The sequence below is a fragment of the Nitratireductor soli genome (genome assembly GCF_001050155.1).
GTDB classification, from domain to species: Bacteria; Pseudomonadota; Alphaproteobacteria; order Rhizobiales; family Rhizobiaceae; genus Nitratireductor; species Nitratireductor soli.
This window is the reverse complement of the sequence record NZ_LFVY01000018.1, coordinates 74,709-95,056: the sequence shown is the minus strand read 5'-3', so window position 1 is coordinate 95,056 and position 20,348 is coordinate 74,709. Positions and strand designations below refer to the sequence as shown.

The 20,348-nt window shown below is 62.7% G+C and carries 21 protein-coding genes; 12 read left to right on the top strand and 9 right to left on the bottom strand.

Annotated features, from left to right (window positions below):
* Positions 1-206: 206 nt before the first annotated feature.
* The 7 genes from AB843_RS20680 to aat all read left to right on the top strand — a co-directional run bounded on the left by AB843_RS20680 (position 207) and on the right by aat (position 8,705).
* Positions 207-3,005, top strand: coding sequence for a ribonuclease E/G (locus tag AB843_RS20680; RefSeq protein WP_048648798.1), 2,799 nt, complete (start codon positions 207-209; stop codon positions 3,003-3,005).
* A gap of 178 nt (positions 3,006-3,183) precedes the next feature.
* Positions 3,184-4,554: a M48 family metalloprotease gene (locus AB843_RS20675; protein ID WP_053086163.1), complete on the top strand. Its 1,371-nt coding sequence runs from the start codon at positions 3,184-3,186 to the stop codon at positions 4,552-4,554.
* Between the two features lie 73 nt (positions 4,555-4,627).
* Entirely contained in the window at positions 4,628-5,404 is a 777-nt protein-coding gene (locus tag AB843_RS20670; RefSeq protein WP_053086162.1) for a DsbA family protein, read from the top strand.
* Positions 5,405-5,675: 271 nt separating this feature from the next.
* On the top strand, positions 5,676-6,119 hold the full coding sequence (aroQ, locus tag AB843_RS20665; protein ID WP_048648796.1) for a type II 3-dehydroquinate dehydratase: 444 nt from the start codon (positions 5,676-5,678) through the stop codon (positions 6,117-6,119).
* Between the two features lie 21 nt (positions 6,120-6,140).
* Positions 6,141-6,614, top strand: coding sequence for an acetyl-CoA carboxylase biotin carboxyl carrier protein (gene accB / locus AB843_RS20660; RefSeq protein WP_048648795.1), 474 nt, complete (start codon positions 6,141-6,143; stop codon positions 6,612-6,614).
* A 16-nt stretch (positions 6,615-6,630) separates the two neighbouring features.
* Entirely contained in the window at positions 6,631-7,974 is a 1,344-nt protein-coding gene (gene accC / locus AB843_RS20655) for an acetyl-CoA carboxylase biotin carboxylase subunit (RefSeq protein ID WP_048648794.1), read from the top strand.
* A 110-nt stretch (positions 7,975-8,084) separates the two neighbouring features.
* Positions 8,085-8,705: a leucyl/phenylalanyl-tRNA--protein transferase gene (gene aat, locus AB843_RS20650; RefSeq protein ID WP_048648793.1), complete on the top strand. Its 621-nt coding sequence runs from the start codon at positions 8,085-8,087 to the stop codon at positions 8,703-8,705.
* 12 nt (positions 8,706-8,717) lie between these two features.
* Here the strand turns inward: aat and AB843_RS20645 are convergent, their stop codons facing one another.
* The 4 genes from AB843_RS20645 to gatB all read right to left on the bottom strand — a co-directional run bounded on the left by AB843_RS20645 (position 8,718) and on the right by gatB (position 12,011).
* Positions 8,718-9,146 carry a DUF2155 domain-containing protein gene (locus AB843_RS20645; protein WP_048648792.1) on the bottom strand — a complete coding sequence of 143 codons (429 nt, stop codon included), beginning with the start codon at positions 9,144-9,146 and terminating at the stop codon, positions 8,718-8,720.
* A 114-nt stretch (positions 9,147-9,260) separates the two neighbouring features.
* Positions 9,261-9,659: an NADH:ubiquinone oxidoreductase subunit NDUFA12 gene (locus AB843_RS20640; RefSeq protein ID WP_048648791.1), complete on the bottom strand. Its 399-nt coding sequence runs from the start codon at positions 9,657-9,659 to the stop codon at positions 9,261-9,263.
* Positions 9,660-10,009: 350 nt separating this feature from the next.
* A complete protein-coding gene (locus AB843_RS20635; RefSeq protein ID WP_048648790.1) occupies positions 10,010-10,516 on the bottom strand; it encodes a GNAT family N-acetyltransferase in 507 nt (168 codons plus the stop codon).
* Positions 10,509-12,011, bottom strand: coding sequence for an Asp-tRNA(Asn)/Glu-tRNA(Gln) amidotransferase subunit GatB (gene gatB, locus AB843_RS20630; RefSeq protein WP_048648789.1), 1,503 nt, complete (start codon positions 12,009-12,011; stop codon positions 10,509-10,511). The genes AB843_RS20635 and gatB overlap by 8 nt, the downstream gene beginning before the upstream one ends.
* Positions 12,012-12,414: 403 nt before the next feature.
* On the opposite strand from gatB, the gene AB843_RS20625 reads away from it, so the two are divergent.
* Positions 12,415-12,672 carry a YjhX family toxin gene (locus AB843_RS20625; protein ID WP_048648818.1) on the top strand — a complete coding sequence of 86 codons (258 nt, stop codon included), beginning with the start codon at positions 12,415-12,417 and terminating at the stop codon, positions 12,670-12,672.
* A 53-nt stretch (positions 12,673-12,725) separates the two neighbouring features.
* On the opposite strand, the gene AB843_RS20620 is transcribed toward AB843_RS20625, so the two are convergent.
* Positions 12,726-13,157, bottom strand: coding sequence for a CBS domain-containing protein (locus tag AB843_RS20620; protein WP_048648788.1), 432 nt, complete (start codon positions 13,155-13,157; stop codon positions 12,726-12,728).
* A 117-nt stretch (positions 13,158-13,274) separates the two neighbouring features.
* On the bottom strand, positions 13,275-14,033 hold the full coding sequence (locus AB843_RS20615; protein ID WP_048648787.1) for a rhomboid family intramembrane serine protease: 759 nt from the start codon (positions 14,031-14,033) through the stop codon (positions 13,275-13,277).
* 327 nt (positions 14,034-14,360) lie between these two features.
* Between AB843_RS20615 and AB843_RS20610 the strand changes: the two genes are divergently transcribed.
* From AB843_RS20610 to AB843_RS20600, 3 genes are all read left to right on the top strand, one after another.
* Positions 14,361-14,999 carry a PAS domain-containing protein gene (locus AB843_RS20610; protein ID WP_048648817.1) on the top strand — a complete coding sequence of 213 codons (639 nt, stop codon included), beginning with the start codon at positions 14,361-14,363 and terminating at the stop codon, positions 14,997-14,999.
* Positions 15,000-15,089: 90 nt separating this feature from the next.
* On the top strand, positions 15,090-15,707 hold the full coding sequence (locus tag AB843_RS20605; RefSeq protein WP_048648786.1) for a PilZ domain-containing protein: 618 nt from the start codon (positions 15,090-15,092) through the stop codon (positions 15,705-15,707).
* Positions 15,708-16,434: 727 nt separating this feature from the next.
* Positions 16,435-17,049: a transglutaminase-like cysteine peptidase gene (locus AB843_RS20600; protein ID WP_048648785.1), complete on the top strand. Its 615-nt coding sequence runs from the start codon at positions 16,435-16,437 to the stop codon at positions 17,047-17,049.
* Between the two features lie 206 nt (positions 17,050-17,255).
* Here the strand turns inward: AB843_RS20600 and AB843_RS20595 are convergent, their stop codons facing one another.
* A complete protein-coding gene (locus tag AB843_RS20595) occupies positions 17,256-17,783 on the bottom strand; it encodes a gamma carbonic anhydrase family protein (protein WP_048648784.1) in 528 nt (175 codons plus the stop codon).
* Between the two features lie 315 nt (positions 17,784-18,098).
* On the opposite strand from AB843_RS20595, the gene AB843_RS20590 reads away from it, so the two are divergent.
* A complete protein-coding gene (locus AB843_RS20590; protein ID WP_244468047.1) occupies positions 18,099-18,812 on the top strand; it encodes a hypothetical protein in 714 nt (237 codons plus the stop codon).
* A 168-nt stretch (positions 18,813-18,980) separates the two neighbouring features.
* On the opposite strand, the gene AB843_RS20585 is transcribed toward AB843_RS20590, so the two are convergent.
* Both AB843_RS20585 and cysE read right to left on the bottom strand, forming a co-directional pair.
* Positions 18,981-19,187, bottom strand: coding sequence for a DUF3126 family protein (locus tag AB843_RS20585; RefSeq protein WP_048648782.1), 207 nt, complete (start codon positions 19,185-19,187; stop codon positions 18,981-18,983).
* 221 nt (positions 19,188-19,408) lie between these two features.
* On the bottom strand, positions 19,409-20,245 hold the full coding sequence (cysE, locus tag AB843_RS20580) for a serine O-acetyltransferase (protein ID WP_048648781.1): 837 nt from the start codon (positions 20,243-20,245) through the stop codon (positions 19,409-19,411).
* Between the last annotated feature and the right edge of the window lie 103 nt (positions 20,246-20,348).

Here is a 20,348-nt window from a genome sequence, read left to right as displayed (position 1 = left end):
TCTGCCGGGCGATTTAATGGCTTCAGGCGCGATAGGGAACAGATCCGGATTAATGTGCACCGCATCGACGGTGCTCCGGCATTCTTTCGCGCAGCCGCCAGCGCCAGCGAACCTCCAATTATCCGGCACAGACTGTCAGTACGGCTTGCGGCAACGCCCGCGGGCTGCAGCCCGACAATCGTTCGCTGCCGGGGAGACAAGAATTTATGCCAAACAAAATGCTGATAGACGCCTCCCATCCGGAGGAAACGAGGGTTGTCGTACTCCGCGGTAACCGTATTGAAGAGTTTGATTTCGAATCGCAGGACAAGAAGCAGCTTCGAGGAAACATCTACCTGGCGCGCGTGACGCGCGTCGAACCTTCCCTCCAGGCGGCGTTCGTTGAATATGGAGGCAACCGGCACGGCTTCCTCGCCTTCAGCGAGATCCATCCCGATTACTATCAAATTCCGGTTGCCGACCGTCAGGCACTGCTCCAGGCCGAGGCCGCCGAGGCCAAGGCTGAGGACGAGGCCGAGGACAATGAGGTGCGCAACGCCCAGAAAGGCGGCCGCAAGCGCCGGCGCGCCAGCACGAAGCAATCCGCCAGGAAGGGCGACGCGTCCGCCGACGCCAGCGAGGCGGCGGATGATGAGAATGGCGACGCAGCCGCGCAAGACAAGGCTCCCGCCATGGCGGCGGACGCTGCTGCCGAGAGCGTTTCGGAAGAGCTCCGCTCCACCCGCGACAGCGACGACGACAATGGCGAGGACGATGTCGATACGGTCGGTGCGGAAGACGCACTCGACGAGGCGCAGAACCGCCGGCGCCCGGCCCGCAAGAACTACAAGATCCAGGAAGTCATCAAGCGCCGACAGATCCTGCTGGTCCAGGTCGTCAAGGAGGAGCGCGGCAACAAGGGCGCCGCACTGACCACCTATCTGTCGCTGGCCGGCCGTTATTCGGTCCTGATGCCGAACACGGCGCGTGGGGGCGGCATTTCGCGCAAGATCACCAATGTCCAGGACCGCAAGCGGCTGAAGGACGTGGTGCGTCATCTGGACGTTCCGGAAGGCATGGGTGTCATCCTGCGCACCGCCGGCGCCAACCGCACCAAGGTTGAGGTCAAGCGCGACTATGACTATCTGATGCGGCTCTGGGAAAAGGTCCGGTCCCTGACGCTGGAATCGACCGCTCCCTCCCTCGTCTACGAGGAAGGCAGCCTGATCAAGCGCTCCGTGCGCGATCTCTACAACAAGGACATCGACGAAATCCTGGTGTCCGGCGAGGAAGGCTATCGCGAGGCCAAGGACTTCATGCGCATGCTGATGCCGAGCCATGCCAAATCGGTCCAGCCTTATCGCGAGGTCACGCCGATCTTCGCCGGCAGCGGCATCGAAGCGCAGCTCGACCGCATGCTGCAGCCGCAGGTGACGCTGAAATCCGGCGGCTACATCATCATCAACCAGACCGAAGCACTGGTGGCGATCGACGTCAATTCGGGCCGCTCGACCAAGGAGCATTCGATCGAGGACACCGCCCTGCAGACCAATCTGGAGGCGTCCGAAGAAGTTGCCCGCCAGTTGCGCCTGCGCGACATGGCCGGATTGATCGTCATCGACTACATCGACATGGAAGAGAACCGCAACAACCGCGCGGTTGAAAAGCGTCTCAAGGATTGCCTGAAGAACGACCGGGCGCGCATCCAGGTCGGACGCATCTCGCATTTCGGCCTGTTGGAAATGTCGCGCCAGCGCATTCGCGCCAGCGTTCTGGAAAGCACGATGCAGCCCTGCTCCCATTGCGGCGGCACCGGCCATATCCGCTCCGAATCCTCCGTCGCGCTCTATGTGGCTCGTTCCATCGAGGAGTACCTGCTCAAGGATTCGCGCAACGACATCGCCGTGCGCACGCCAGCTTCCACGGCGCTCTATCTGCTGAACCACAAGCGCGCCAACCTGGTCGAGATGGAAAACCGCTTCGGCGTCTCCATCACGGTCGAGGCGGACGACGAGGTCGGCGTCCAGCATTTCGTCATCGTCAAGCAGCAGCTGGCCGACAAATCGGCCCACGGCCAGCCGCTTCCCGCCCCGACCATTCTCGTCGATGACGAGGACGAGGAGGACATTGAGGTTGCGACCGTCGTGGAGACCAGCGAGAGCGACGATGGCGAAAATCGCAAGCGCCGGCGCAAGCGCAAGCGGCGTGGCGGCCGCAACCGCAATGGCGGCGGCGACCAGGCGCATGCCGATCAAGGTGATGGCGAGCAATCCGCCGGAAGCGGTGACGATGCCGACGCTCAGGCCGATGGCGAAGAGACCGCGACACGGGGCGCAGGCGCATCGCAGGCAGCCGGCGAAGAAGGCGGCGAGCGCAAGAAGCGGCATCGCGGACGGCGCGGCGGACGGCGCAATCGGCGCGAAGACCAGCCGGACGACGCCGCGGCAGCGGAAAGCGCAGCCGACGGCGTTTCGACAGAAGCGCCGGAGACCGCCGAGGCAAGCGCCAAGGCCGACAACGCGCCTGAACAGGTGATGGTGGCGACGGAGGCAGCCTCGGCAGAGAATCTGGCGAGCGATGCCCCGTCATCCGACACCTCTGCGTCCGATGCCACGGCAGAGGAAGAGACGCCTGCCAAGAAGCCCCGCCGCCGCGCCCGCCAGAGCAAGGCCAAGGACGACGAGGCCCCGGCCAGCAAGAGCGGCGCGGCCAAGTCCGCTGCCGCCAGGTCAGCAACTGCCAAGTCCGCAACTGCCAAGTCCGCAGCAGCCAAGTCTGCAGCTGCAAAAGCGGCGGCGGAGACGGAGACGCCTGGGGCTGCCACTGAAGAGCCCGCATCCGTTGAGGCAGTGGACGTGGTCGAGGACGAAAAGCCGAAGCGCCGGGCACCGGCCAAGCGCAAGCCGGCCAAGGCCAAGGAGATCGCGGCAAGCGCCGAGCCTGTAGCCGTCTCGTCATCGTCCGAGCCTGCCGAGGACGGCGCCCCGCGCAAGACCGGCTGGTGGCAGCGCAAGGGCTTCTTCTGATCCTGAAGTCGAGTGATCGACGTGAGAAGAAGCCGGCGCTTGCGCCGGCTTTTTCGCACATTGCCAATGCCGCCGCGCACTCCCAGGCAGCGATCAAAACTAGCTGATCGGGGCGGTTCGGCCTTTCCATCGCCATTTTGCTCGGCTACCAATTTTGGCCATGTTTGAGAAGACTGCCATGCTCCGAACCGTCCTGCCGCGTTTAGCGGCACTTTTTCTGGCTGCAGTTCATCTGGTCGTGCTCTCAGCGCCTCCGGCAGCCGCTCAGCGGAACATCGCCATTGTTCGCGATGCCGAGATCGAGGCTTTGATTTCCGAGTATGCCCGGCCGATCCTCAAGGCTGCCGGCCTGGCGCGATCCGGGATCGACATCGTTCTCGTCAACGACCGCAGTTTCAACGCTTTCGTCGCCGGGCGGCGTATCTTCATCCACACCGGCACGCTGACGGACGCCGAAACGCCGAACGAGATCATTGGCGTCATCGCCCACGAGGCGGGACACATCGCCGGCGGACATCAGGAACGTCTGCGCCAACAAATCCAGCGCGCTCAGACCATGGCCATCGTCGCGGCGCTGGTCGGCATCGGCGCCGGTGTTGCCGGCGCCGCATCGAAATCGGGCGGCCTTGCCCAGGCGGGCGTCGGCATCGCTGCCGGCGGTGCGGAGGTGGCGCGCCGGGGCTTGCTCGGCTACCAGCGTTCGGAGGAGGCGACGGCCGACCGCACGGCGATCGACTATCTCAACGCAACGGGCCAGTCGGCCAAGGGCATGCTGACGACGTTCGAGCGGCTTGCCGGTGGGCTCGCCCTTGCCGGCGTCAATGTGGATCCCTACCAAATCAGCCATCCCATGCCGCGCGAGCGCATCGCCAACCTGCAGGAAGTGGCGAGGAAGAGCCTCCATTTCGATCGCAAGGATCCGCCGCAGCTGCAGTTGCGGCACGATTTCATGCGCGCCAAGATCGCCGCCTATACGCAAGGCGCCAACGCCGTCACCCGCCTGTTCCGGAGCGATCCGCGCGGCCTGGCGGCACGCTATGGCGATGCCATCTCCACCTATCTGCACGGCAATCCGGGCGCTGCGCTGAAGAAAGCCGATGCGCTGGTCGCCGAATTGCCGCGCAACGCGTATCTCCAGGAATTGCGCGGCGATATCCTGATCAAGGCAAACCGCCCTCTGGATGCCGCCAATGCCTATGCCAAGGCCATCGCGCTCGCTCCGGGAAGGCCGGGCCTCCTGCAGGTCGGCTATGGCCAGGCGCTGATGGCGACGGGCAAGCCCGATTTGGTCAAGAAAGCGGCCTCGGAACTGCAGACCGGCCTGTCGCGCGAACCCGAGTTCGCCAATGGTTACCGCTATCTGGCGCAAGCCTATGGCCAGTTGGGCGACATCCCCGCCGCCGAACTGGCGACCGCCGAGGGGCATTTCCATTCCGGGCAATACCGCGACGCGAAATTGTTCGCGCTCCGCGCGCAAAAGCAGCTGAAGCCCGGCTCGCCCGGCTGGCTGCGGGCCCAGGACATCATCCAGTACAAGCAACCGGGTTAGAGTCCGTGAACCTTTTGTCCAACTGAAGGCACTTAGTGTCGAACCCAACACTCGCATTAAATTGGAACCCATTATGAGACTTCCCAACACCATCGGCGCGCTGGCCACCGCTTCGCTCCTGCTGCTCTCCCCTCTGGCCGGCACAACCCAGGCCATGGCGGATGATGCGGCCGGCATCGACCGGCCGGCGATTGAAAAGATTGTCCGGGAATATCTGCTCGCCAATCCGGAGATCATGCTGGAAGTGCAGGAGGCGCTTGAGACGAAGCAGCGCGAACAGCAGGAAGTGGCGCAGCGCCAGGTACTCGAGAAAGCCAATGACGCAATCTTCAAGAGCAAGTATGACGGCGTCGTCGGCAATCCCGACGCTGCCGTCACGGTCGTCGAGTTTTTCGATTACAACTGCGGCTACTGCAAGCGCGCGCTGGGCGACATGCAGGCTCTGGTCGATGAGAATCCGGACGTTCGTTTTGTCCTCAAGGAGTTCCCGATCCTGTCTCCGCAATCGCGTGAGGCGCATGTGGTGTCGATGGCCGTGCACGTGATCGCCCCGGAGAAATACACCGATTTTCACGAGGCCCTGCTCAGCACCGAGACGCGAGCCGACGGCGACGTCGCGATGAAGATTGCCACGGGCCTCGGCATCGACGAACCCGCCCTGCGCGCCGAAATGGAAAACCCGCAGATTCAGCAACGCTTCGCCGAGACTTACGACCTGGCGAATCAACTCGCCGTCAGCGGTACGCCCGCCTATGTCATCGGCAAGGAGGTGGTTTTCGGTGCGCTCGGCAAGGACGTCCTTCAGGAAAAGATCGAAACGGCGCGCGCCTGCCTCGAGAACGCCTGCTGAGATATTTGGCGTCCAATATGCCGTTATGGGCTTCCCAACCCCTTTGTGGACAGAGAAAGAAGTCCCTTGCGATCTTTGCGGCACGGTCTAAGCCCTCTATAGAGGAGCGGACGATCAGGCCGGCAAGGCCACGGATGGGCCATGTCGGCGGCTTGGAGCATTTGTGCGGACGTCAGGTGGCACCACCTGACGTCCGCACAAATGCGCGAAACAAGGAGATGGAGCGTCCATTATGCGTCCAGGTGGACGAACGGCGCTCTAGGGGACATTGATGGCGGAAACAGTCTTCATTCTGAACGGGCCAAATTTGAATGCGCTGGGCAAGCGGGAGCCGGGCATTTACGGTGCCCAATCCCTTGCCGCCATTGAGGATGCCTGCGCGAAGAAGGCCGACGCGCTGGGCTTCGACACCGTCTTCCGCCAGTCCAATCACGAAGGTGATCTGGTCGACTGGATTCATGAGGCGGGCGAGAAGGCCGCCGGCGTCGTCATCAATCCCGGCGCCTATGGCCACACCTCGATCGCGCTGCACGACGCGGTGCTTGCGGTTCGTCCGCTACCGGTTGTCGAAGTGCATATTTCCAACATTCACGCGCGTGAATCCTTCCGCCATGTCTCGATGATCGCACCGGCGGCGACCGGCATGATTTGCGGTTTGGGCGCATTCGGTTATGTACTCGCCCTGGATGCGCTCGCCGCGCGCGTGCAGGGCTGAGAAAAAGCAGGACAGGAACATATGTCGACAAAGAAGACGGGGGTCGATCAGCAACTCATTCGCGAGCTTGCGGCGATCTTGAACGAGACACAACTGACCGAGATCGAGGTGGAGCAGGACGATCTGCGCATCAGGGTCTGCAAACAGGCCCCGACCGTGCAGGCCTATGCCTCACCGGCGCCGGCGCCGGCACAGGCGCCGGCCCAGCCGGCGATAGCCGCGCAGCCGCAGGAAGAGAAGGCGGCCAGCCCCGCCCACTCGAAGAACGCGGTGCCCTCGCCCATGGTCGGCACGGCCTACCGGTCGCCAGCGCCCGGTGCCAACATGTTCATCGAGGTCGGCCAGTCGGTCAAGGAAGGCCAGACGCTGCTCATCATCGAGGCGATGAAAACCATGAATCAGATTCCGGCCCCGCGCTCGGGAACCGTGACGGCGATCCTCTTCGAGGATGCGCAGCCGGTCGAGTATGGCGAGCCGCTGGTCGTGATCGAGTAGCCCGGGGCCGCCGCACATGTTTCACAAGATCCTCATCGCCAATCGGGGCGAAATCGCACTCAGAGTGCTGCGCGCCGCCAAGGAGCTCGGCATTCAGACGGTCGCGGTGCACTCCACCGCCGATGCCGACGCGATGCATGTGCGGCTGGCCGATGAAAGCGTGTGCATCGGTCCGCCTCCCTCGCGCGACAGCTATCTGAACATCCATCAGATCCTGGCCGCCTGCGAAATCACCGGCGCCGACGCCATCCACCCGGGTTACGGCTTTCTGTCCGAGAACGCCAAATTCGCCGACATCCTGGCCGCCCACAACATCACGTTCATCGGCCCATCGGCCGATCACATCCGTGTTATGGGCGACAAGATCACCGCCAAGAAAACCGTCAAGGCGCTGGGCATCCCGGTCGTTCCCGGTTCCGACGGCGCGGTAACCGACGACGGCGACGCCAAGCGCATTGCCGCCGATATCGGCTACCCGGTTCTGATCAAGGCATCGGCCGGCGGCGGTGGGCGCGGCATGAAGGTGGCACGCACCGAGGACGATCTCTCCGAAGCCCTGTCGACGGCGCGTTCGGAGGCCGGCGCCGCCTTTGGCGACGACGCCGTCTACATCGAGAAGTACCTGGAAAAGCCCCGCCATATCGAAGTCCAGGTCATGGGCGATGGAGCCGGCAAGGCGATCCATCTGGGCGAGCGGGACTGTTCGCTGCAGCGACGCCATCAGAAGGTCTGGGAAGAAGCCAACTCGCCGGCGCTCAACGTCGAGCAGCGCATGAAGATCGGCGAGACCGTCTCCAAGGCGATGGCCGATCTGGGCTATTCGGGCGCCGGAACCATCGAGTTCCTGTACGAGAATGGCGAGTTCTATTTCATCGAGATGAACACCCGTCTGCAGGTCGAGCACCCGGTCACCGAAGCCATCACCGGCATCGACCTGGTGCATGAGCAGATCCGCGTCGCCTCGGGCGGCGGCCTGTCGGCCAGGCAGGAGGATGTGCGTTTCGAGGGCCACGCCATCGAATGCCGCATCAACGCTGAAGACCCGCGCACCTTCACCCCCTCGCCCGGCACGATCAGCCATTTCCACACACCGGGGGGGCTCGGCATCCGCGTCGATTCAGGTGTCTATTCCGGCTACCGGATCCCGCCCTACTACGACAGCCTGATCGGCAAGCTCATCGTCCACGGCCGCAACCGCGTCGAATGCATGATGCGCCTGCGCCGTGCGCTGGACGAGTTCGTCGTCGACGGCATCAAGACCACCTTGCCGCTGTTCCAGGACCTGGTCGGCAATCCCGACATCGCCAATGGCGACTATGACATCCACTGGCTGGAGAACTATCTGGCCAAGGGTGATTGAAGCCCACCGCCGGATCGTCGCTCAGGCCGAGAGCATTTTGCAGTCAGGTGAAATCACCTGAGGTCCGCATAAACGCGAAAAAACAAGAAGATAGAGCGGGCGCCGCACTCATGGCACGACCCTTCGCTCCAGGCTACACGATCCCGCCCGACCTGCTGCTGCGCGCCTACGCCACCGGCGTGTTCCCGATGGCCGAGAGCGCCGACGACCCGGAAGTCTTCTGGGTCCGGCCGGAGACGCGCGGCGTCATTCCGCTCGATGCGTTTCACATTCCCAAGAGCCTGGCCAAGGCGCTGCGCCGCGCGCCCTTTCGCATTGCCTTCGACACGAGTTTCCAAGAGGTGATCGAGGGATGCGCCGAGGCGCGGGCCGGCAGCCGCGACACCTGGATCAACCATCCCATCCGCGAAGCCTACGCATTGCTCTTCGAGAATGGCCATTGCCACACAGTGGAGGCCTGGGCCGATGGTGAACTGGTCGGTGGACTTTATGGCGTCACGCTGGGCCGCGCATTCTTCGGCGAAAGCATGTTCTCACGCCGCACGGATGCCTCGAAGATCTGCCTGGTCCATTTGGTGCAGAGACTGCGCGAACGCGGCTTCGTCCTGCTCGACACGCAGTTCACGACGCCGCATCTCAAGCAATTCGGCGCGATCGATATTCCGCGCGCACGCTATGAGCAATTGCTGCAGGACGCGCTGCACGGCGACGAAGCGCGTTTTTCCTCCTGAGCCGCGATTATTCTAGTTGGTTTCCGGCGGCGGCACGTCCGAGGATTGCTTGCAGGTCTTCAGCCAGACGTCATAGACGGGATGCTCGACCGCGTTCAGCCCCGGGCTTTCGGCAAACATCCAACCGGTAAAGATGCGGCGGATGGCCCGGTCGAGGGTGATTTCGTCCACCTCGACAAAGGCATCCGTCTTCGGCTCCTCGGTTTCGACCGCCGTATAGCAGACGCGCGGCGTCACCTGCAGGGCGCCGAACTGCACGGTCTCGTCCATATAGGCGTCAAAGGAGATGATGCGACCGGTGATCTTGTCGATCCCCGTGAATTCGGCGACCGGATTCTTCAACCGCTCGGCATGCGCAGTCATGGTTGATGGCAAGATGAGCAGTACGGCCGCCAATGCGGCGCCGGCCATGTCACGCCTGATGTCCTGGATTGGATTCATATGTCTCGACACCCGCCTTTTTCGCGCCTTATCCGGGATACCTCGGCAGAATCGCCGCGTCCATGGAACATGCCACGTGGCTAGCGTTCAATTGTGGCAAGAAAGGCTCTTGCCTCACCCGCCGGGCGTCCACGCGTCGTAGTCGCCCGTCACGCGCGGCCGGTCCCCATTGGTCAGCGCGGAACCCTTCGGCCGGTAGGCGGCGGCCGAACCGGTCAGGTTCGGCAGGTGCGGCTTCTGCCATTCGCGCGGCGTATAATTCTCGTCAACGGGAGCGATATCGACCCGGTGATGCAACCAGCCGTGCCAACCCGGCGGCACCAGCGATGCGTCGGAAATTCCCTCGTAGATCACCCAGCGGCGCGTGCGGCCTTCCGAATCCTTGCCGCCCTGATAGTAGACGTTGCCGAACTCGTCCTCGCCGACCCGCGTGCCCTTGCGCCACGTATGAAAACGCGTGCCCAGAGTCTGGCCGTTCCACCAGGTAAAGAACTGAAGCAGGAACTTCTTCATCGCTTCCTCTAGAGCATTTTGCAGTCAGGTGAAATCACCTGACGTCCGCATAAATGCGGAAAACATAAAGATAGAGCGTCCTTTATGCGTCCGAATGGACGCATGGCGCTCCAGCCGCTTACCGTGACCGACCGGCATGGTCCGTCGATTGCGTTATGGCGTCCGCATGACCAGATGGCAAGGCCTGCGAGGCCATGTGCAACCTCATTTCAATTTCATCCGGATCGACCGTGTCGCCATGCCCGCCGAGAGGTTCGGCGGCGAAGAGCCGACGATGGCCACAACGTCGCGTCGTTCCGCGTGGCGGATCGACACGGACCGTCCTTCGGGCGTCGGTTCCATCCCGTCCGTCACAGAGGTTTTTCGTAGATCAAGGCAGGAATGCCCGAACCGCCCTCTCCACAATTCTCCGTGCGGCCGATCTGGGCAAACCCGTGCGCGTCATAAAAGGCGAGCGCCTTGCCGTTGGCTTCCTCGACCTCCAGCCTGATCTGGCACGCATCCGGGAAACAGGCCTCCATCTCGTCCAGCAGCGCCACACCAATGCCTCGCCCCTGGCGCTGCGGGCGCACATAGAGCTGGTGCAGCATCACCGTCTTGCCCGCGTCGAGCGCCTCGGCAAAAGCCATGCCGCCGATCTCCTCGCCGCTGTCGGCAACGACGAACTCGCAATTTGGCTTCGCAAGCCTGGTCTCGAGCGCAGCAATCGAATGCCAGGCATCGGTGATCTCCGCCACGCGCGCGGCGCCATAGAGCGAATCGTAAGTGTCGTGCCAGGTTTCGATCAGAAGCGCGCGAACCGCCGGCAGGTCGCCGCGCGCCGCGGTTCTGACGAAATACGGCCCCGCTTCACGCATCGATGCCGAGCTTCGCCTTGACCAGATCGTTGACGGCTTGCGGGTTGGCCTTGCCCCCCGTCGCCTTCATCACCTGGCCGACAAACCAGCCGGCCAGCGTCGGCTTGGCCCTTGCCTGCTCGACCTTGTCCGGGTTGGCGGCGATCACGTCGTCGACGGCCTTCTCGATGGCGCCGGTGTCGGTCACCTGCTTCATGCCGCGTTCGTCGACGATCTTGCGCGGATCGCCGCCCTCGGCCAGCACGATCTCGAACAGATCCTTGGCGATCTTGCCGGAAATCGTCCCGTCCTTGATCAGGTCGATCACCGCGCCGAGCTGATCGGGCGAAACAGACGTGCTTTCAATATCCTGGCCGGATTTGTTCAAAGCGCCGAGCAGGTCGTTGATGACCCAGTTGGCGGCCGTCTTCCCGTCGCGCCCCTCGGCCACCTTCTCGAAATAATCGGCCGTCGCCTTTTCAGCGATCAGCACGGAAGCGTCATATTCCGACAGGCCGAAGGTCGCGATGAAGCGGGCCTTCTTTGCGTCCGGCAGCTCGGTCAGGCCGGCGGCCAGCGCGTCCACATAGGCCTGGTCGAATTCCAGCGGCACCAGGTCCGGGTCGGGGAAATAACGGTAGTCATGCGCCTCTTCCTTGGAGCGCATCGAGCGCGTTTCGCCCTTCACCGGGTCGAACAGCCGCGTTTCCTGGATGATGGTTCCGCCATCCTCGAGAATGGCGATCTGCCGCCGCGCTTCCGATTCGATCGACTGGCCGACGAACCGGATCGAGTTGACGTTCTTGATCTCGCAGCGCGTGCCGAAATCGCCGCCGGGCCGGCGCACCGACACATTGACGTCGGCCCGCATCGAGCCCTCGTCCATATTGCCGTCGCACGTCCCCAGATAGCGCACGATGGTGCGCAGCTTGGTCAGGAAGGCCTTCGCCTCGTCGGCCGAGCGGATATCGGGCTTGGAGACGATCTCCATCAGCGCCACGCCAGACCGGTTGAGGTCGACATAGGACATGGTCGGGTGCTGGTCGTGCAGAGACTTGCCGGCGTCCTGCTCCAGATGCAGGCGCTCGATGCCGACGGTGATTTCCTCGAACGAGCCGTCCTTGGCCGGCCCGACGGAGACGATCACCGCGCCCTCACCGACGATCGGCTGCTTGAACTGCGAAATCTGGTAGCCCTGCGGCAGGTCCGGATAAAAATAGTTCTTCCGGTCGAACACGGAGCGGTGGTTGATCTGCGCCTTCAGGCCGAGTCCCGTACGGACGGCCTGCCGGACGCATTCCTCGTTGATCACCGGCAGCATGCCCGGCATCGCCGCGTCGACGAGGCTGACATTGGCGTTCGGCTCGGCGCCGAACGTCGTCGAGGCGCCGGAGAAAAGCTTCGCCTCGGAGGTCACCTGGGCGTGGATTTCCATGCCGACGATGACTTCCCAGTCGCCGGTCGCACCGGAAATGAAGCGCTTCGGGTCGGGCGTGCGTGTGTCGATGAGTGTCATGATTTCGCGGGGCCGTGCAGTCGGATTGTTCGGAATTGGACTGCCGCATTGGCTAATGGTCTGACCGAAACGGACGGTACCCGTCCGTTTCGATAAGTCAGCCCACAAGCTATTGATCTGGTGGGGCGATTTACCCTGACAGATGGGTACCATCTGCCAGGATCGCACCACTAGACCAATCGCCAACTCATGGCAAGCCAAGCGCTTTATTCTGGCCATGGTTTGCGCTATGAAACGGCCTTCGAACGGAGCCTTTATGTCCACCACCTTTGAGTCCCGCTAGGGCCCCGGCCTGATCGAACGTCAGGATCGGGGCGCGAAAACCTTGAACCCCGTGCTGCACTCAGCAGCGCGGCGCTTAGTGTTGGCCTTCGGCCAACGGTTTTCCCAGGACTTCAAGACCATGGACATATCGCGCGCAGAACAGCGCATCCTGCACATATTGGCGCAGGGCGGCCGCATCGACGTCGAGAAAGACGAGAATGGCCGCATCCACGAACTCAGCTGCGTCACCCGCGACGGCTGGTATTATCCCGGACTGGAAATCGGGCTTTTTCGCAAGATGAAGCGCAAGCGGGCCATCCAGTCGCGCAATGGCGGTCCTTACCGGATCACCAGGCGCGGCCTGGCTCTGGTGCGCTCGCAACCCGACAACCGATGAAGCAAAGGATGCTTGAACGAAAGAGGCTGCCGGAAACGGCAGCCTCGCATCCCTCAGGCCGTGGCGATGTAGCTGCGGATATCCTCCGCCTCGCGCTCGACCTCCTCGATGCGCTTCTTGACCACATCGCCGATCGATATGATGCCGGCGATGCGTCCGTCATGCTCGACGGGCAGATGGCGGAACCGACCCTGGGTCATGATCTGCATGACCTCGTTGACGGTGTGGTGCTCCTCGCAACGTTGCACCTTTGCCGTCATCACGGAGGAAATCGGCTGTTTCAGGGCCGCGGCGCCGTCCTGGCCGACGACGCGAACGATGTCGCGCTCCGACAATATCCCGGCGATCCGGCCGCCATCACTGGTGACCACCACGGCGCCGATGCCGCGTCCGGCCAGAAGCTGCGCCGCTTCCGCCAGGCTTTTGTCCGGCGCGATCGTGACGACGTCACGCCCTTTGGAGTCCAGAATGGCCTTCACGGTCATGGCAATCTCCTTCTACCGGCAACGCGATAATGTTGCGCCGAGGCCACCTCGTTTGCAAGCCTTTGAATGCCGGCGGCATTAACGCCTTCAGCCCCGTGAAAACCCGGGCTTCGCCGCTCACCGGTCGAACAGGCGGATGGCGAAGAAGCCAAGCAGGAAGCCGCCGATATGCGCCTCCCAGGCGATCTGCGGCGAATCGGGCGAAGCGCCGATGCCCAACCCGGTGACCAGATTGACCGCCATCCAGACGGCGAGGAACACGATGACCGTCCGCGACCGCAGCACGAGAGGAACAGGCAGGACCGGGCCGGTGAAGGACGGTTTCGGCTGGCGGCGGTCGACGCGGAAGGCGAACCGCGCCGCCGCCCCCATCATCGCCGAGATCGCTCCCGAAGCGCCGACCAGGGGGGCTGCCGACATTGGATGCAGAACGAAATGCAACCCTGCCGCCGCCGCCGCGCCTGCCACCCAGAAGAGAACGAAGCGCATCGAACCGATCCGATTGGCCAGCGGCGAGCCGAACGCCGCCAGCCAGATCATGTTGACCGCCAGATGTGCGATGCCGCCATGCAGGAAGGAATAGGTGATTGGGCTCAGCACCGCATAGATGTCGAATGCGTAGGGTCCCGTATAGCGGATCGGCAGGAACGCGAAGCGCACCGTGAGCCATATCCCGAGCCACAGGCTTTGCAGCGCGAATATGCCGACGCAGGCCAGCGCGAAAACCGTGACGATCAGCGCCAGATTGAAGACGGGTTCACGCCGCAGCGGTGGCCCCGCCTCCCCGTTCGGCCCATCATTTGTGCCAATGGGATCAGCAGAGGAATCGGCGGCGGGATCAGCGGCCGATGCGGCCTCGTCTTTTTCCTTGTCCATCGCCTTCGGTAGCAGAGGATGCGGCAAGAAAAAAGCCGCTCAGGATTTCTCCTGAACGGCCTGGTCGAGCCCCCTGTCGATACTCTCTGAGAGCATCGGCGCCTGCCCCGTCTTCCGCCTGATTCGGCGTGTCTTGACGAAATGACCCTGCCACCGCCCGGCGCGGCGGGCAATCTAAACCCTTTTTTAACCTTAACGAAATCCGAGGGTTAACAAGTCCAGCCGGTCTGGCACGCAACCTGCAGCCATCCACATGTCGCTATTGAAATTGCCCCCACCTGTCCGCCTATGAGACAGGCCCGGGCCGCAAGCAGGGAGCCAACAGGCATGAAACAGGACGGTTCTGTAACACTGTTCCAATATTGGGACAGGTTGCGTGGCAATCGCCCGGCGCCCAAGCGCACGGAGATCGAACCGGCGGACATCAAGACCCTGCTGGCCGACACGTTCATCCTGGAGAAGGATGCGCGCGGCGAAGCCGTGTTCCGCCTTGCCGGCACCCGTCTTTGCGCCACGTTCGGCAAGGAATTGAAGGGTTTTTCGTTCGCCTCGCTGTGGGCGGAGAAGGACCAGGCCGTCGTCGGCAAGCTTGCCCGCAGCGCCTTCGACATGAAGTCCGTGATCGTCTTCGCCTTCGATGGCTGCACCGCCGGCGGCGAGACGGTGGGTTTCGAGCTCCTGCTGCTGCCGCTTGACGGCGGCATCGAGAGCCCACGGGCGCTCGGTTCGCTCATTCCCTGCAACAAACCGTTCTGGCTCGGCACCGAAGCCATCGTCGAATGCCGCGTCACCTCGCTGCGCATCGTCGATGCCGATCGCGAGCCGGTGTTCCTGAAGAACCGCCCGGCGGTTCCCGTGCCGCCGCTCGCCCCCGACGGCCGCTCGCTCACCGACAGTCTGATCGAACCAGGCCACGGCCGGCGCTTTCGCCATCTGGTTGTCTTCGAGGGCGGACGCAACGGCTGACCCTTACCGCTTGTTAACCCGTCAGGCGTAGTTTTGCGCTGCTCCAAGCAGGCAGCAGGAACTGCCGTGGCGCGAGCGTGGAAGAGGACAATGTCTGCGGCGATCAACCCCATCCCCTTGCGCAGCGAGCGGCGGAATTTTCAGCGCGTCAGGGTGACGATTTACGGCCGGTTCATGCTCGAGGACCGGACCGAGCACGCTTGCCGCGTCATCGACATGTCGCCGGGCAACGCATCGCTGATCGCCGACCGGGCGGGACGCCCGGGCGAGAAGATCATCGCCTACCTGGATCACATCGGCCGTATCGAGGGCATCGTCACGCGCACGCTGGACCACGGCTTCGCCATGACCATCGTCGCCTCCGACCGCAAGCGCGACAAGCTTGCCGCCCAGCTCACCTGGCTTGCCAACAAACACGAGCTGGACCTGCCCGAGGACCGCCGCCACGAGCGCATTGCGCCGCGCAATCCAGTCAGCACGCTGCGCCTGCCCGATGGCGGGGAATATCGCTGCCGCATCATCGATCTTTCCCTTTCGGGTGCGGCTATCGAAAGCGACATCCGGCCCGAAAAGGGAACCCAGGTTCACCTGGGAACGATGCGCGGCCAGGTGGTGCGTCATTTCGAAGACGGCATCGCCATCGAATTCGCCGGCATCCAGAACCGACAAGCGCTCGAAGCCGAGTTCTCGCTGCCAAGCGACAATTGATCGCTCCTTGACCTCAGCCTCCCGGCGGGATGATCTCTGGCCCCTTCGGATCGAACGCCTCTCCGCCAATCGCCAAGCCAAATTTCGACCATCAGTGCGGCTGACGTCAAAAGAACCGCCAGCACATCGCGCGGATCGTCCTTGGACAAAACACCTGAAACTGTAGTCGGTCATCACCACTACAGCCCGAGCGTTCTTTGGGACGATCTATACTCCCCTACACCCCATTGCATTGACCTGGTGCGTGGTTCGACAAGCTCACCATGAGGGCGGTTGGACCTGGCCGGGAGCCTGATTCCAAGGCGTGGCAGATGGGCTTTGCAACCCTATACCTCCCCTCATGGTGAGCTTGTCGAACCGCGCACGACGCTGTTGCCACAAGATACAGCACGACTGAAATCGGCATGCGTCGTGTACTGCTGGAACGCAGCACAAGGGCGCTGGAGGTTACTGAATACGCACCGTGCTTTCCGAAAATCGATTCCGTACCGATGCGGTAGACCAAAACGCCGACCCAGGCAGACGCACCGCCCAACAGCGTCGCAGCCCGCGCACCATAATCGCTAAAGTTTTAGACAAATTCTATTCAAATATAAATCAAAACAGATTTTCATTTTATACTTATTAATCGAAAACAACAGTAGAATTTATCGAGATTTATACTGCGAGATTTTGCCTGGAATAAATCCCTACATGTCATTGTCCTCTCAAACGGGGAGACAAGACGATGGGGATTACAAGAAGCTTGCGGTTTGCCGCCGCTGCCGTGACGCTGCTCGCGTCGCTGGGAGCGAGCGCATATGCGGCCCCCAATTTCATGAAAACCGGTGGCCTGACGACACAGCCCATCGGACATTACGAGCTTTGCCAGCGGGAACCCGGCGAATGCCGGCAAACCACCGCCAATGCGCGGCCGATCACGCTGACACGCAAAGTTTGGCAAGCGATGATCGACGTCAACAATTCCGTCAACACCTCTGTCATGCCGCGCACCGACCAGGAGATGTGGGGCGTCGAGGAATACTGGTCCTATCCCGACGTGTACGGCGATTGCGAGGATTATGTGCTGGAGAAGCGCAGGCTTCTGATGAAGGCCGGCGTGCCGGCGGGCAATCTTCTGATCACCGTCGTGCGCCAGCCGAACGGCGACGGCCACGCGGTGCTGACGGTGATGACCAGCCTGGGCGACTACATACTGGACAATCTGGAGCCTCGCGTCCTGGCCTGGACCGACACCGAGTACACGTATCTGAAGCGGCAGTCGGCCGCCAGTTCCGGCAAGTGGGTCAGCATCAATGACGGCCGTGCCACCGCGGTCGGCAGCGTTGCCTCCAGCCAGTAGGAAACACCTCTCGAGGGCGCGCATGACGGATGGGGCGCGCGCGACAGACAAACTCTTGAATTTTCAGGCGATGCCGCGCAGCCGATCGAATGATGGCGGCACAAGCCTGATACGGATACCCGGTCGAGTCCCCACCTCCCCGTCCCCAACGACCGGGTTTAGGAGCCGGCCCAGTCCTCTGGGTCGGCTCCGCTTTTGCAGACGCCTCAGGCCGGCTTCAACCCGGTCATGAACCGGCGCGCGTTCTCCACGTAATGGGCAGCCGACCATTCCAGCCTCTTGACCGCCGCCTCGTCCAGCGTCCGGATGGCCTTGGCCGGCGTGCCGACGATCAGCGAATTTTCTGGAAACGCTTTCCCCTCGGTCACCAGTGCCCCGGCGCCCACCAGCGAATTACGGCCGATCTGCGCGCCGTTCAGGACGATGGCGCCCATGCCGATCAACGTGTTGTCGCCGATCGTGCAGCCGTGCAGCATCGCCCGGTGGCCGATCGTGCAGCCACGCCCGACCCGCAGCGGAAAACCCATATCGGTGTGCAGGACCGAGTGTTCCTGGATGTTGGTATCGTCGCCGATGTCGATCAGCTCATTGTCGCCGCGCAGCACCGCGCCGAACCAGACACCGGCATTGCGCCCGAGCCTCACCCGGCCGATCAGCGTCGCGTCGGGGGCGATCCAGTTGGAATCGGGCTGGTCGAAAAGCGGCGTTTCGCCCGCAAGCGCATAGATCGGCATTGGCAAGTTCCTGTTCGAACGGATGCCGCAACATACCGCACCCTGGTGCGATTCAGAGCAGGTTTTGCGTCGATTTGAAAGTTTGCGCCGGAGCGTACCCATGCCCGTCCAACCCGACATCGCCGTGCTGCAAAACGCAGGACCAGCGGCAACTACAAGCAGAATCCCGGGAATCGCGCCCATTTTTACGCCTCGTTTACCATAATGGCTTCAGGTTCGCTGCAGCGTGCGCGGCAAGCTTCGCGCAGATTCTCGTGTCTCGCCCACTGGATCGGGGCGAAGCGTCAAGTGGCGGCGGCAATGGAGACGACAATTTTGACAAATGCGCCGGCAGCGCCGAACCCGCGCTTCATGCTGCGCATCTTCCAGGTCAGCGTCATTCTTCTATTCATCTCGCTCGGCATCGCGGCTGCCGGAAAATGGCTCGGCGGCTCGATGGCGGCGGCCGGCCACAGCGAAGCCACGCAAATCCATGAGATCGTCATCGGCAACAACGTGCTGGCGGTTCCCGAAAACGCCATCCGCTTCGAGGGCGCGCGGCGCAGCGGGATCGCCCGTCGGCTCGACCTTTATCTCCGCTGGCCCGAACTTGGCGGTTACACGCGTGCCACGCGCGACGATTTCAACCATGTCGACGGCGCGCGACGCATCATCTTCCTCACGTTCGAGGAGCGGGTGATGTCGCGCGACATGAGCGGCCGCCTCGAGCCGATCTATGCCCATGTCATCAACGCCAAATCCATCGCCGGCCCGAACGGCATCAGATTCTACGGTTTCAAGCCCGAGGCCGGCTATCGCGGCGAGGCGCTTGCCGTCGCCGACGGCAAGGCTGGCGAACGTCCCTTCGTCGCCCGCTGCCTGAGTGGCGTGGCGGCCCGCGAATCCCTGGCGCCGTGCGAGCGCGACATCGCCATTGGCGACGATATGAGCCTCACCTACCGGTTCCCGGCCGAATTGCTCGGCGATTGGCCCGTGCTCGATGCGGCCGTCACCGGCAGGGCGAAAATCTATCTCCAGACCTTGCGCTAGGGCGCCATGCGTCCATTCGGATGCATGAAGGACGCTCTATCTGTTTGATTTTCCGCGTTTATGCGGATGCCAAGTGAGTCCAGCTGACTGCAAAATGCTATAAAAAAGACCTGGAAATCGCCACCGATTACCAGGTCCTTTTGGTCCTCCAGCAAGCTGGCTATGCCGCTACAGATCGATGTCGAGAATGGCCATCGAGAAATTGTAGGAAAGCTCGCCCTCTTCCTCATCCTTGAAGATAAGGCCGAGAAATTCGTCGCCCACATACAATTCGCAGGAATCCTCCTTGCGCGGACGCGCCTTCACCGAGAGCGTCTGGTTGTTGAAGGTGCGTTTGAAATACGCTTCGAGCTTTCTGATTTCGTCGGGATTCAAAAGATGTCTCCGGTGCCTCTGGATGGTGCGTCGCTATGCGCGCACTATGGTCATCTGTCTGTTTTGGCGCGATCTTTTCGCGAAACACGATACCGATATGCGAACATTACGCCTTCGGTCTAGCCGGGCTTCTGGCACGACGTCCAGCGCGCTGTAAACCCTGAAACGGAATTTCATCCGCAAACCGCGCATTGGTCAACAGGGCGCCCAGTGGTCCCGGCTCAAGCCTCGTCGTGCAGGATCTGGTCCATCGAGCGCGACGGTTCGCGGCATCCCGATTCACCGACGACACGCGCCGGCACGCCGGCAACGGTCTTGTTCGGCGGCACGGACGCCAACAGGACCGAGCCCGCCGCCACGCGCGCGCAATGCCCGACCTCGATGTTGCCGAGGATCTTCGCCCCGGCGCCGATCAACACGCCGTGGCGGATCTTCGGATGCCGGTCGCCGCCTTCCTTGCCGGTGCCGCCCAGCGTCACCGCATGCAGCAGCGAGACATTGTCTTCCACCACCGCGGTCTCGCCGATCACCACGCCCGTGGCATGATCGATGAAGATGCCCTTGCCGATCCGCGCCGCCGGGTTGATGTCGGTCTGGAACACGGCCGATGAACGGCTTTGCAGGTAAAGCGCGAAATCCTTGCGCCCCTGCCGCAGCAGCCAGTTGGCCAGCCGATGGGTCTGGATCGCGTGGAATCCCTTGAAGTAGAGCACCGGCATCAGGAACCGGTCGCAGGCCGGGTCGCGGTCGTAATAGGCCTGGATATCGACCCGCACGGTCGTGCGCCATTCCGGCTCGTCGCCAAGCATGGCGTGAAATGTCTGGCGGATCAGATCGGCGCCCATATCGGGATGGTCGAGCCGCTCGGCGACCCGGTGGATGACGGCGCTTTCCAGATCGTCATGGTTGAGCACCGTTGCGTAAAGGAAGGCCGCCAGCAGCGGATCGTTGGCCACCGCTGCTTCCGCCTCGCTGCGCACCGCGCGCCAGATCGGGTCGACGGGCTCGGGCGCGTCCTTGCGGGCGCCATCTTCTCGAACCGCATTGCGGGCGCTCATGGCTGATCTCCAATGACAGCTGATCTTGCGTTGCCACGAAACATACGCCAGAAGCCAGGGCAATTGAACCGCAAAAAACCTTGAACCCGGTTGCAGGGATTTT

Bases quoted from the DNA above. Each gene is read 5' to 3' on its own strand.
- AB843_RS20670 (WP_053086162.1), top strand. From the start codon at position 4,628: ATGAGACTTCCCAACACCATCGGCGCGCTGGCCACCGCTTCGCTCCTG.
- AB843_RS20620 (WP_048648788.1), bottom strand. From the start codon at position 13,157: ATGACCGTGAAGGCCATTCTGGACTCCAAAGGGCGTGACGTCGTCACG.
- AB843_RS20615 (WP_048648787.1), bottom strand. From the start codon at position 14,033: ATGGACAAGGAAAAAGACGAGGCCGCATCGGCCGCTGATCCCGCCGCC.
- AB843_RS20640 (WP_048648791.1), bottom strand. From the start codon at position 9,659: ATGAAGAAGTTCCTGCTTCAGTTCTTTACCTGGTGGAACGGCCAGACT.
- gatB (WP_048648789.1), bottom strand. From the start codon at position 12,011: ATGACACTCATCGACACACGCACGCCCGACCCGAAGCGCTTCATTTCC.
- AB843_RS20645 (WP_048648792.1), bottom strand. From the start codon at position 9,146: ATGAATCCAATCCAGGACATCAGGCGTGACATGGCCGGCGCCGCATTG.
- AB843_RS20605 (WP_048648786.1), top strand. From the start codon at position 15,090: ATGTCTGCGGCGATCAACCCCATCCCCTTGCGCAGCGAGCGGCGGAAT.
- AB843_RS20635 (WP_048648790.1), bottom strand. From the start codon at position 10,516: ATGCGTGAAGCGGGGCCGTATTTCGTCAGAACCGCGGCGCGCGGCGAC.
- AB843_RS20600 (WP_048648785.1), top strand. From the start codon at position 16,435: ATGGGGATTACAAGAAGCTTGCGGTTTGCCGCCGCTGCCGTGACGCTG.
- AB843_RS20595 (WP_048648784.1), bottom strand. From the start codon at position 17,783: ATGCCGATCTATGCGCTTGCGGGCGAAACGCCGCTTTTCGACCAGCCC.
- aat (WP_048648793.1), top strand. From the start codon at position 8,085: ATGGCACGACCCTTCGCTCCAGGCTACACGATCCCGCCCGACCTGCTG.
- aroQ (WP_048648796.1), top strand. From the start codon at position 5,676: ATGGCGGAAACAGTCTTCATTCTGAACGGGCCAAATTTGAATGCGCTG.
- AB843_RS20675 (WP_053086163.1), top strand. From the start codon at position 3,184: ATGCTCCGAACCGTCCTGCCGCGTTTAGCGGCACTTTTTCTGGCTGCA.
- accC (WP_048648794.1), top strand. From the start codon at position 6,631: ATGTTTCACAAGATCCTCATCGCCAATCGGGGCGAAATCGCACTCAGA.
- AB843_RS20680 (WP_048648798.1), top strand. From the start codon at position 207: ATGCCAAACAAAATGCTGATAGACGCCTCCCATCCGGAGGAAACGAGG.
- cysE (WP_048648781.1), bottom strand. From the start codon at position 20,245: ATGAGCGCCCGCAATGCGGTTCGAGAAGATGGCGCCCGCAAGGACGCG.
- AB843_RS20610 (WP_048648817.1), top strand. From the start codon at position 14,361: ATGAAACAGGACGGTTCTGTAACACTGTTCCAATATTGGGACAGGTTG.
- AB843_RS20625 (WP_048648818.1), top strand. From the start codon at position 12,415: ATGGACATATCGCGCGCAGAACAGCGCATCCTGCACATATTGGCGCAG.
- accB (WP_048648795.1), top strand. From the start codon at position 6,141: ATGTCGACAAAGAAGACGGGGGTCGATCAGCAACTCATTCGCGAGCTT.